An 11,591-nucleotide genomic window follows, 5' to 3' on the forward strand; every position below is an offset into this window, starting at 1 on the left:
GGGGCCGGGGGCCGCCCTCACCCGGCCGGCCCGGCTGCCCCGTGCGGGGCGGGCGGACGGGCGGACCGGCGGACGGGCGGAGTTCACCGCCCCTGAGGGGCCCAGGGCAGCGGCAGTCCGTCGTCGTGGTGCCGGGGGATCAGATGGACATGGGCGTGGAAGACCGTCTGCGTCGCCGCCCGGCCGACGGCGGTGATGAGGTTCAGATCCCCGGCGAGTTCCGCGCCCAGCTCCGCCGCGCGCTGCATCACCGCGGCGGTCACCGCCGGGTCGGTCGTCGCGTCCCGGACATGGCGGCGCGGAATGACCAGGAGGTGTCCGGGCGTGACCGGACGGCGGGGCTCGATCGCGAAGGCTTCCGGCCAGTCCCGGACGAGCGGGGTCGGCTCCGTACCGGCGGCCATACGGCAGAAGGCACAGGCCTCCAGTTGTCTGACGGGTTCACTGTGGATCAAGGGGCGGGCGAGATCGCGGTGTTCGACATCGGCCGCGGTCCCGCGCTCGGCGAGCCAGTCACCGACCGCGCGGGCGACGGCCGGGGCCCGGTGGCGGCCGTACCAGCAGGCGACGTACAGGTGCACCGTCTCGCCGCCGCCGGCCCGGTGCAGGGCGAGCAGCTGACGCCCGGTGTGCTCGACGGTCTGCCGGGCGTCCGGGGCGGACAGGACGTAGTCACGGACCTCGCGGTGCAGACCCGTCAGTGGCACCAGTGACGCGGTGATCGCGGAGTCGGCCGGGTCCCACATCCGGTCCCGGACGTCGAGCACGAGCGCGCCGGTGCCATGCCGGGGCGGGGCACCCCAGCGGGCGCCGTAGGACGTGATCCGGATAGGGGCGGTAGTGCTGCTGGTCATGGGCTCTCCTGCTGTGTGGAGACGGGGCCGGACAGGGCGGGAGACAGGTGCGCGCGTCGTTGTCGTTGTCGCGGTCGACGAACGGCGGACGGCGGACGGCGGGGAGCAGTCGTCGGGCGGCGAGCTCGGCATTCGGACGGCGGCACTCGGTCATCGGTCATCGGGACGCCGGGGCATCGGGGCGTCGGTTTCTCCCCCGGTTTCCCTGCGACAGATGTACCGGACATCGCGTGGCCATGTGAGCTTCTCCGGGCCGGGGGTTCCTGGTCGTGACGGGCGCCGGGCGGCCGGGGGCAGCCGACAGGCAATGGGTGTACCGCGTTCCGGGTTCGTTCAGCTACCGGTCACGCTCCCCGCCCACTCTCTGGAATGAGACATTCCGCTTGGTGACACCGCTGTGGTCGGGCATCCGCCACGGCACGGAGGGCCGCATGGCCGGTATGATCCAGATCCCCACCAACCGCCGTCACTTTCTCCTCACTTCCGGTGCCGCCGTCGCCGCGGCCGGTGCCACCTGGGCACTGCCGGGCCGGCGCAGCAGCAGCGCGGCACCGGACGCCGGGCACGCACAGACGCCGCCCCGCCCGGCGCCGGCCCGCCCCGCCGCTCACCGGGCGGCGCCGTACGGAGCGACCACGCTGGACACCACGGCGCGCCCGGTCGGCACCGGCGGCTACCGCCGCCTCACGTCCGGCCCCGGCTGGCCGCTCGTCGTCCGGGGTGAACTCGCCGCCGCGGCGTCCGGACGCCAGGACCGGCGGACCGCCCTGGCGTGCTTCCTCCAGTTCACCGACCTCCATGTGGTCGATGTCCAGAGCCCGTTGCGCACCGAGTTCCTGCGCGCCGGGTCGCCGGGGTCGTGGCGGGCCCAGGAGGCGCTGTCGGTGGCCGGTTCGGTCTCGCTGGTGGAGCAGGCCAACGCGCTCGGCGGCGGACCGCACACGGGCCGCCCACCGGCGTTCGTGATGTCCACGGGTGACAACATCGACAACCACTCGATGGTGGAGCTGGAGTGGTTCCTCACCCTGATGAGCGGCGGCCGCATCACCCCCAACACCGGGGACCCGGCTTCCTTCGAGGGCGTGCAGAACTCCGGTCTCCCGCTGTACTGGCACCCGGACGACGGTCTGCGCGACCAGGACAAGAAGCGGGGTCTGCCGCATCTGCCCGGCTACCTCGACGCCGCGATGCGCCCGGTCGTCAGTCCCGGTCTGCGGATGCCCTGGTACTCGACGCCCGGCAACCACGACGACCTGCCGGGCGGCTGTCTGGCCCCGCAGGACCCGGTCCTGACGGAGTACATCACCGGGGCGCGCAAGCTGTTCTCCGTACCGGACGCCGATGTCGCCGCGTTCGCGAGGGTGCTGGACTCCGGCGACGATCCCAAGAGCACCGTGCTCAAGGACATCCTCGCCCGCAACGCCGCCCGCGCCCGGACCGTGACACCCGACGAGCGCCGGCGCATGGCCACCCCGCACGAGTATCTGCGGGCCCATCTGGACCCGGGTTTCGCCGGTGCGGGACCCGTCGGGCACGGCTACACCGACAACCACCTCGACGGCGACCGGATGCACTACTCCTTCACCGTCGCCGAGGGAGTCATCGGCATCAGCATCGACACCACCTACCGCAGCGGCCACTACGAAGGGTCACTCGGCACCGAGCAACTCCGGTGGCTGGAACGGACGCTGGCCGCCCACAGCTCCCGCCATTACGACACGGACGGCCGGCCGGTACGCAACGCCGGCGCCGATGACGCCCACATCCTGGTGTTCAGCCACCATCACAGCCCGAGCATGACCCGGCGGCCCGACGCGGCGCGCGCGGAGGAGACACGGCACGACGGCGAGGAGGTCATCGCCCTGCTGAGCCGGTTCCCGAACGTGGTCGCGTGGATCAACGGCCACAGCCACGTCAACCGTGTCACCCCGCACGCCCACCCGACGGCCGCCCGCTCCTTCTGGGAGGTCAACACCGCCTCCCACGTGGACTATCCGCAGCATGCCCGGGTCGTCGAACTCGCCGACAACCACGACGGGACGCTGTCCCTGTTCACCACCCTCATCGAGTCCGCCGCACCGCACCGCACGGACTTCGACGACCTGTCGTCCGTCGGGCTCGCGTCCCTCTACCGCGAGCTGTCCTACAACGCCCCCGGTCTCGCCGGCATGACCGGCACGGTCCACGAGGCCATGGCCGGCACCCCGGCGGACCGCAACACCGAACTCCTCCTCCGGCGGGCCTGACCCGGGCCCCACGCCCGCCGTCCGGAGCGGCGCGCTGAGGCGTCCGGGGGACCCCGGCCGACGCGCTGCGGCCCCGCGGTGGGGGAGGGCAGTACCGTCAGGGGGTGCATATCGACAGATATGCCGCAGAACAACACCAATGGTGGAGTCTGTATGCCCCCCTCCGTCACACCGCGGCCGGCCCGACGGCGGATCGCCGGGACCCTGTGCGTGCTGCTGGCCGTCGGCGTCGTCATCACCGGTCTGGTCCAGGCGGCGCCGTCCGCCACGCCCCGGGCGCTCGACCCGCGGATCACCGCGATCATGCGGAAGCCGGAGTACCGGCACGCCCAGTGGGGGCTGTTCCAGCAGAACCCGCGGACGGGCAAGGTGACCCAGTCCCAGTACGCCGACCAGTTCTTCATCCCCGGTTCCACGGCCAAGCTGTTCAGCGTCAGCGGCGCCTGGCACACCCTGGGCGGCGACCACCACTTCGTCACGCCCGTGCACGCCGTCGGACAGCGCCGGAACGCGACCCTCAAGGGCGACCTGGACCTGGTCGCCCAGGGCGATCTGACCCTCGGCGGAAGAACGCGCAAGGACGGCACCGTCGCCTACACCACCATCGACCACACCTACGCCAACGACATCCCCGGAGCCACCCTCACGCCGGAGAACCCGCTGGCCGGTATCGACCAGCTGGCCCGGCAGGTGCGTGCCGCGGGAATCCGGCGGGTCGACGGCGATGTGGTCGTCGACGCACGGCTGTTCCGGCCGGACCCCGCCCTCGATCCGGTACCCACACCGCTGATCATCAATGACAACGTGATCGATCTGCTCACCACGCCCGGCGCCGCGGCGGGCACCCCCGCCGGGCTGGACTGGCGCCCGAAGGTCGCGCCCTACCACGTCACCTCCTCCGTCCGCACGGTCGCGGCGGGCCGGCCGTCCGACATCACCGTGCGCAGCTCCGCCGACGGCACCCGTATCCAGCTGTCCGGCACCATCGCCGAAGGCTCGGCCCCCGTCCTGCGGATCTCGCCCGTCAAGGACCCGAACGCCTTCGGCCGCACCGCCCTGATCGAGGCGCTCCAGCGGGCCGGCGTCGAGGTCCGCGCGAAGGCCGTCGGCCCCAACCCCGTCCGCCGGCTGCCGCGCACCTACCAGGGCGCCCCCACCGTGGCCCGCTACACCTCCCCCGTCTTCGCCCAGTACGCCAAGCTCATCTTCAAGGTGAGCCACAACCTCGGGGCGAACCTGGGGGTGTGCCTGATGGCCACCAGTGCGGGGAGCACCGACTGCGCGGACGGATTCCCGGTCCTCGCCAAGTTCCTGGACGGCGCGCAGGTGGACCGCAAGGCCGTACAGCTCGCCGACGGCCGCGGCGGCAACCCGGCCGACCGGACCACCCCTCGTGCCGTGGCGCAGATCCTGACGTACTGGCAGCGCACCCCCGAGGCACGGCGCTTCCGCACCGCACTGCCGATCCTGGGCGTCGACGGCTCACTGGCCGACTCCTGCCGCAGCTGCCCCTCGCGCGGCAAGGTCTTCGCCAAGACCGGCACCGCGGCGGGCGGCGACTTCCTCAACGACCGCCTGGCCGTGGGCGCCGAAACCACCGGCGGCTACCTGGAGACCCGTAAGGGGCACTTCGACGTCTTCTTCGCCGGGGTGAACGGCGCCGCCACCCCCGACGCCGACATCAACGGCGTCCTGTCCATCGGCGACGACGTGGCCGACGTCGCCGCCTACCTCCAACAACAGTCCGCCGGGGGGAAGTGAGCGGCGGGGCAGGGAGGGCGCGGCGCGTGATCGGGACCCCGAGGACTTAATTGGCATCTTGGATGCAACTTCTATAGAGTGCTCGTGTGCGACTGACCAAAAGCACCGACATCGCCCTCCGCGTCGCCATGCGCCTGGCGGTACTCGGGGACTCCGGTGACGCGCCCACCACCCGCGAGGTGGCGAGCGCCGTCCAGGTGCCGTACACCCACGCCGCCAAGGTCGTGAGCAAACTCCAGCACCTCGGCGCCGTCGAGGCGCGGCGCGGACGCGGTGGCGGGCTGACACTGACGACCGCGGGGCGTACGGGGTCACTCGGTCGGCTGGTGCGGGACCTGGAGGGGGTCGACGATGTCGTGGGGTGCGAGGACGATCCACCGTGCCCACTGCGCGGCGGCTGCCGGCTGCGCGGCGCGCTGCGGACGGCACAGGAAGCGTTCTACGTCTCACTCGATCCGCTCTCCATCGCCGACCTGGTCGAATCACCGACCGGTCCACTGCTGCTCAGCCTGACATCCACGCCCGACCGGGACTGAGTCACCCGGCGCCCGCCAGGGGCCGGTGGATCTGAAGCCGCCGGAAGCCCCCCCCAACCCCGCCCGCACGCCGCACCGTTACCACGGACAAAAATACGCATCTCAGATGCCAGTTTCCTCCTTCCTCACCTTCGAGAATCCGGAGCCGTCGATGCTGTCGCCGAAGTCCGCCGAGACCGTACGTGCCACCCTCCCCGCCGTGAGCGGAGCCATCGGGGAGATCACCGCGCTCTTCTACGAGAAGCTCTTCACCGCCCACCCCGAGCTGCTGCGTGATCTCTTCAACCGCGGCAACCAGGCCAACGGCAGCCAGCGGCAGGCCCTCGCCGGGTCCATCGCCGCCTTCGCGCGTCATCTCCTCGAACACCCGGACAGCCGGCCGGACACGCTGCTCGCGCGGATCGCGCACAAGCACGCCTCTCTCGGGGTGCGTCCCGAGCAGTACCCGATCGTGCGGGAACACCTCTTCGCGGCCATCGCCGAGGTGCTGGGCGAGGCGGCGACCGACGCCGTGGTGCGGGCCTGGGACGAGGTGTACTGGTTGATGGCGCATGCCCTGATCGCCGTCGAGCAGCGGCTCGCGGCGGAGGCCGGCGTACGGGACGGCGCGGTGTGGCGGCCCTACCGGGTGGCCGGACGGATCGAGGAGACCGACGAGGTGGCCACCTTCCTCCTGCGGCCAGCCGACGGTGCCCCCGTACCGGCGTCCCGGCCCGGCCAGTACGTCTCCGTACAGGTCCAACTCCCGGACGGCGCACGGCAGATACGTCAGTACAGCCTCTCCGGGCAGCCGGACGGCGGGCTCCAGATCTCCGTGAAGCGGGTGGCGGCCGGCGGGCGGCCCGGTGCCCCGGCCGACAGCCCCGCGGGCGAGGTGTCCGGGTACCTCCACTCGCGGGTGCACGGCGGCGAGATCCTCCAGGTGAGCCCGCCGTTCGGTGCCGTGGTGCTGCCCGAGGACGGCGACGGGCCCCTGCTCCTCGCCTCGGCGGGCATCGGCTGCACCCCGATGGCCGCCATGCTCACGCATCTCGCCGCCACCGGCTCCCGGCGCCGCATCCTCACCGCGCACGCCGACCGCTCCCCCGCCACCCACCCGTTCCGTACGGATCTCCGGCGGCTCACCGGCAAGCTCGCCGACGCGACGATGGACATCTGGTACGAGGAAGGAGCGCCGGACGAGGAGGAGGGCGCGGGCCGGGAGACGGGCGGTGCCGTCGACGCGGTGACCGTGCGCACCGGGCTGATGGATCTGACGCGGCTGGCCATTCCGGCCGGCACCACCGCCTATCTGTGCGGGCCGGTGCCGTTCATGAAGGCCGCACGGGCGCAACTGCTGGAGTCCGGCGTCCCGTCCGCGGCGATCCACTACGAGGTCTTCGGACCGGACCTCGGGCTGTAGGGCGCCACCGAGGCAAGTCCTCCCGGAGAGGCGCCAGGCCGGACCTTGTGCCTCCACACCACCGTGAACTGGGCGGCGACCAGCGGCCGGTGACGTGGTGGCAGCCTTGCCGCCGACGGGTGCGGGCAGCATGATGCGGGGAATGACAGCACATCTGCCTTCCGCTCCACCGGCCGTGGTCCGGCTGACGCGGTTCACCAAGACGGAACTGACCGAGATCCTCGGTGAGGGCGAGGACGCCTTCGGCGTCGCCTGGACCGGGCTGACGTGGCGGGCGAAGCAGGAGCACTTCGGCATCGAACGGGACGGCCGTCTCGTGGCGCACACCGGCCTGGTGACGGTGCCGCTGTCGATCGGCTCCATGGAGACCCGGGCGGTCGGTGTCGGCGGGGTGGCCGTCGCCCCCGGCCTGCGCGGACAGGGACTGGCGCGGAGCGTGATGACCGCCGCCCTGGAGCACGCCCGCACGATCGGCCCCCGGTACGGTCTCCTCTTCTGCCGGTCACCTCTCCTGCCCCTGTACGAGCGGCTCGGCTGGCGGCGGCTGGATGCGGACGTGGAGGTCGAGCAGCCCGGGGACACCACCGCGGTCATGCCACTGGAGACCCTGTGGACGCCCCTGCGAGAGGGGGCGGAGTGGCCGCCGGGACCGGTGCGGCTGCGCTCACTGCCCATGTGAGCGACGGGCGTTGAGATCCTGACGGACCGGCCGCAGCCCTGGCGTCCGGCCCGCTGCGCGTCGGCGCGGGACTGCCACGGGAGTTCGTATGTGTCCTTCGTCCGCGTGGAGGCCCGGCGCGTCGTTTGGACAGCTCACGGGCCTCCGACACCGTGAAGGCGTGCGCCCTCTCCTCCTTCGCCTCGTCGCAGCGACAACCGTTCTCCTGGCCGTCGGCGGCTGTATGTCCCTTCCCGCCGACGCTCCCCGGCACGACCCCGGCCCCGCACCGGGCGGACGCACGGTGGCCCCGGCCCGGCCCTCACCGCTGCTGATGCCCACCGAGGGGTCGCCCCGGGAGCGGCTGGTCGATGTCGCTTCCGTACGGAAGCGAGCGAAGCGGTCCGCGGCGTCCGGGAAGGCACATTCTGGTGCCCGGCACACCCCGCCGGGTAAGCGGGCGGAACGGCGGTCCGTGGGGCGGCCGGTGCCGCGGCCCGCTCACTCCGTACCGTCGAGGCCGCGTCGGGTGCCGGTACACACGGCGCCGAGGCAGCGGCACCACGCGGAGACACCGCCCCGTACGCTCCGGCGGCCGCGGCCCCGCTCGACGATGGACGCGGGGGTGGTCTGCCGGATGGCCGCCGGCCGGGTCCGGGCGGATCTGCTGCGGCTGTGCCGGCGAACGTACGGGCGCTGACCTGCGAGAATACTGTCGGCACAGGAAGAGGGAGCCGGCAGATGCAGAGCAATCGAGGTCCTCAGGGAGGACCGGCGCGGGACTGGGACACGGACGCGATACGGGCCCGGCTCGGGGAACTGGCGCAGCAGGACCCGGAGTGCGCCCGGTTCGGCGCCGACGAGCACCGCTACCGGCTGAGCCCGCCGCTGCCCGAGGCGGCGCTCCGCGCCTTCGAGGAGCGGTACGCCGTCAGACTGCCCGCTGCCTACCGGACGTTCCTCGCCCAGGTGGGCGGCTCCGGGGCAGGCCCCCAATACGGACTGCTGCCACTCGACGAGCCCGTCCCCGCCGAGAGTGACGAGGCCGTCGACGATCTGCGGGAACTGGACCGGCGTCCGGGCTTCCTGTCGGCGCCGTTCCCGCTCTCCGAGGAGTGGCAGGGCAGTCCGGCCGAGCGATGCGACGAGGAGGCGGAGCGCACGAGGGTGGCCGGGTCGCTGGTCATCACCGAGTCGGGGTGCGGGGCATTCGTCCGGCTCGTCGTGACCGGGCCGTCCGCCGGTCAGGTCTGGTTCGACGACATGACCTGGGGGCAGATCAGCCCCGGCCCCGACTTCCGGGACTGGTACCTGTCCTGGCTGCACGGCTGACACAGGAAGCCGCCCCCGGGCGCTCGTCCCACGGCCTGTGGAACGGGCGCCCAGCACGCGGGCGCTGCCTGCCGCGTCACGCCAGCCGGATCTCCTCCCCCACCGACCGCTCCCGGGCGGCCGCCACGACCAGGGCCGCGGCCGCGGCGTCCTGCACCGCGACGCCGACCGACTTGTAGAGGGTGATCTGGTCGTCCGAGGAGCGGCCCGGTGTGCTGCCGGCGAGGAGTTCGCCCAGCTCGGCGTGGACGTGGTCGTCCGTGATGACGCCGTCCCGGAGAGGGCGCAGCAGGTCGTTGCTGCCCGCGGGGAACGGGGCCAGCGCGGCCTGCCGCGACTCGACGCACACCAGCGCCTCGGCGACCGTGGCGTCGTCCACCTCCCGCCCCTCCGGGTTGAAGCCCACCGAGGTCACATGCACGCCCGGTGTCAGCCAGGAACGGCGGATCACCGGGTCGACGGCGTGGGTGGCCGCGGCGGCGATGTCGGCCCCGTCGAGCGCCTCGGCGTAACCGGCCGCCGCCTCGACCGGGACCCCGAGCGTGGCGGACAGTTCGCCGGCCAGTGCGGCCGCCTTCGTCCGGTCGCGGCCGGCCACCCGGATCTGCCGGATCGGGCGCACCCGGCACATCGCCTCGGCATGCGACCTGGCCTGCGCTCCAGTGCCCAGCACGGCCAGCACCGAGGCGTCCTCGCGGGCCAGCAGCCGCGCCGAGAGCGCCGAACCGGCGGCGGTCCGCGCCGCGGTGATCGCCGTACCGTCCAGCAGCGCCGTGGGCTCGCCGGTGTGCGGATCGAAGGCGACGATCAGCGCCTGGTGGGTCGGCACCGGGGTGCCGCCGTTGTGCGGGAAGACGGACACCAGCTTGCTCATGAGCACCCCGGCTGACGGAACGAAGCCCGGCATGGCCGCCAGGAACCCGTCCCGTTCCGGCACCGTCGCGGCGACGCGGTCCGGACTGGACGCGCGGCCCGCGCTGAGATCCGTCATCGCCGACGCCAACGCGTCGATCAGCGCGTCCAGATCGAGCAACTCCTCGACCTGCGAACGCCCGAGTACCAGCATCCGGTTCCACCTCCTGGTCAGAGCGGCCCGACCGGCCTGCGCCGGGCCGAGGCGTCGACCGTAGTCCCGGCGGCGGCTTCCCGCATCCGCCTCGCTGCTGCGGCCGGCGGCGCGGGGGACGGCCCGCCGGCGCACCCGCGCCCGGTGCCGCCGCGAGCGGGCCCGCACCGTCAGGAATTCGGCAGCGGGAGAAGGCCCGGGTGCGCGAGACTCGTCCGATGACCACAGACGTCCGGGTTCGGCAGACTCGCGCCGCTGACGCTCCCGTGCCGGCCCGGTTGCGCCGGGCCGGGTTCCGGTCGTCCCCGGAGCTGCTGGAAGCGGGATGAACGGTCGACGGCCCGCGGGCCGTCGACCGCCGTCGTCTGTGGGACGGCCGCTCAGGCCGGTTCCAGCCGGCAGGGGTGGCTCAGGAAGTTGCCGAGCCGGCCTTCGGCGTCGCCGTTCTTGCAGGCGTGGGCCACACCGGTCAGCGCGCCCTCCACGAGGCTGAGGTTCAGCACCAGTTCGGGGCTGTTGATCCGGGCGTCCGCGGTCGGGAGCTGCAGCGGGAAGGCCGCGCGCAGGTCCCAGGCTTCCGAGGCGTCCGCCGGGGCGGTGGCGCTCGTATCGGCCAGCCGTAGTTCGGCCCGACGGTCCGGCAGCACGCGGAGGGTGACCGGCACCTCCCGCTCGGGTGCGCTGATCCGGCCGGTCCAGGCGCCCTCCGGCAGCGTCATCGGGCGCGGCAGATCGGGGGTCACCGGTGTGATCGACTCGGTGGTGCAGTCCGGGGCCAGTTCCGCCAGGACATGGCGGAGGATCGCGTCGCGGGCCGCTTTGTCCGTGGAGTTGGTGAGCACCGCGACGGACAGCGCCCGCTCGGGTATCACCAGGGTCATCGCGGCGACTCCGGGCCCGCCACCGCCGTGGCTCTGCACCAGCGGGCCGTCGCCCGAGGACAGGCACCAGCCGAGGCCGTACCCCAGATGCTCGTTGACCGGCAGCGCCTGCCGCACGGCCGCCGCGGTCTCCGGCTTCAGCAGCCGGTCGTACGACTGGGCGAACAGCGCCAGCTCACCGGCCGGGGCCCAGCCGAGGGTGGCGCCCGGGTGGCCGCAGTCGTAGTCGGGGTAGGCGCGTCCGCCGGAGGAGTACCGCAGCGCGGACGGTGCCGGGCCCGGGTAGGTCCGGCCGAGGTGGCAGCCGGTGAGCCCGAGGGGCGCGAAGACCCGTTCGCGGACGCAGGTGGCCAGGTCCTGGCCGGTGGCCCGCTCCAGCAGTCGGCCGAGGAGGCGGTAGCCGAGGTTGGCGTAGCCGAAGCCGGTGCCCGGCGTGCGGAAGGGCACGGTGTAGCGGTCCGGGTCGGGCACCCGCTCGCCGTCGCCGTAGTCCCAGGCGTAGTACGGTCCCAAGCCGCCGCGGTGCTGGAGGAGTTGGCGCACGGTGGGGGCGGCCGGCCGGTGGTCGGCGCCCGGGAGCGGCACGGGTGCGTCCAGGTCCAGGAGCCCCTCGTCGGCCGCGTGGCAGACGGCGGTCGCCGTCATCGGCTTGGTGACGGACGCCAGCCCGTACGCGGTGTCCGGTGTGGCCGGACGGCCGGTGGCGACGTCTGCCGCCCCGTAGGCGGCGGCGAGGACCACCGCTCCGCGCTCGGCCACCGCGACGGAGACCGACGGACACCCGTGTTCCGCCAGCGCCTCCGTGCAGTACTCGGTCAGCCCGTCCAGCATGTCGCCCCTCCCCGTCGTCTACGG

The 11,591-nt window shown here is 73.2% G+C and carries 9 protein-coding genes; 6 read left to right on the top strand and 3 right to left on the bottom strand.

Going from position 1 to position 11,591, the window contains the following annotated elements:
* Positions 1 to 83 precede the first annotated feature (83 nt).
* On the bottom strand, positions 84 to 854 hold the full coding sequence (locus ACGFN2_RS11035) for an HIT domain-containing protein (protein ID WP_393359256.1): 771 nt from the start codon (positions 852 to 854) through the stop codon (positions 84 to 86).
* Positions 855 to 1,285: 431 nt separating this feature from the next.
* Here ACGFN2_RS11035 and ACGFN2_RS11040 point away from each other — a divergent pair, with 431 nt between their 5' ends.
* The 6 genes from ACGFN2_RS11040 to ACGFN2_RS11065 all read left to right on the top strand — a co-directional run bounded on the left by ACGFN2_RS11040 (position 1,286) and on the right by ACGFN2_RS11065 (position 8,789).
* The gene (locus tag ACGFN2_RS11040) at positions 1,286 to 3,100 is read left to right on the top strand and encodes a TIGR03767 family metallophosphoesterase (protein WP_393359258.1); all 1,815 of its coding nucleotides are present in this window, start codon (positions 1,286 to 1,288) and stop codon (positions 3,098 to 3,100) included.
* Between the two features lie 153 nt (positions 3,101 to 3,253).
* Positions 3,254 to 4,861, top strand: a complete 1,608-nt coding sequence (gene dacB, locus ACGFN2_RS11045; protein ID WP_393359260.1) for a D-alanyl-D-alanine carboxypeptidase/D-alanyl-D-alanine-endopeptidase — start codon at positions 3,254 to 3,256, stop codon at positions 4,859 to 4,861.
* 86 nt (positions 4,862 to 4,947) lie between these two features.
* Positions 4,948 to 5,397, top strand: a complete 450-nt coding sequence (locus tag ACGFN2_RS11050) for an RrF2 family transcriptional regulator (RefSeq protein ID WP_393359262.1) — start codon at positions 4,948 to 4,950, stop codon at positions 5,395 to 5,397.
* A 151-nt stretch (positions 5,398 to 5,548) separates the two neighbouring features.
* Entirely contained in the window at positions 5,549 to 6,799 is a 1,251-nt protein-coding gene (locus ACGFN2_RS11055; protein ID WP_393359458.1) for a globin domain-containing protein, read from the top strand.
* Between the two features lie 142 nt (positions 6,800 to 6,941).
* Positions 6,942 to 7,478, top strand: a complete 537-nt coding sequence (locus ACGFN2_RS11060; RefSeq protein WP_393359264.1) for a GNAT family N-acetyltransferase — start codon at positions 6,942 to 6,944, stop codon at positions 7,476 to 7,478.
* A gap of 720 nt (positions 7,479 to 8,198) precedes the next feature.
* On the top strand, positions 8,199 to 8,789 hold the full coding sequence (locus ACGFN2_RS11065) for an SMI1/KNR4 family protein (RefSeq protein WP_393359266.1): 591 nt from the start codon (positions 8,199 to 8,201) through the stop codon (positions 8,787 to 8,789).
* A 76-nt stretch (positions 8,790 to 8,865) separates the two neighbouring features.
* On the opposite strand, the gene ACGFN2_RS11070 is transcribed toward ACGFN2_RS11065, so the two are convergent.
* Both ACGFN2_RS11070 and ACGFN2_RS11075 read right to left on the bottom strand, forming a co-directional pair.
* Positions 8,866 to 9,855, bottom strand: a complete 990-nt coding sequence (locus ACGFN2_RS11070; protein ID WP_393359268.1) for an ornithine cyclodeaminase family protein — start codon at positions 9,853 to 9,855, stop codon at positions 8,866 to 8,868.
* Positions 9,856 to 10,235: 380 nt separating this feature from the next.
* Positions 10,236 to 11,567 carry a serine hydrolase domain-containing protein gene (locus ACGFN2_RS11075; protein ID WP_393359270.1) on the bottom strand — a complete coding sequence of 444 codons (1,332 nt, stop codon included), beginning with the start codon at positions 11,565 to 11,567 and terminating at the stop codon, positions 10,236 to 10,238.
* Between the last annotated feature and the right edge of the window lie 24 nt (positions 11,568 to 11,591).

Source organism: Streptomyces sp. NPDC048612 (genome assembly GCF_043199295.1).
Lineage (GTDB): Bacteria > Actinomycetota > Actinomycetes > Streptomycetales > Streptomycetaceae > Streptomyces.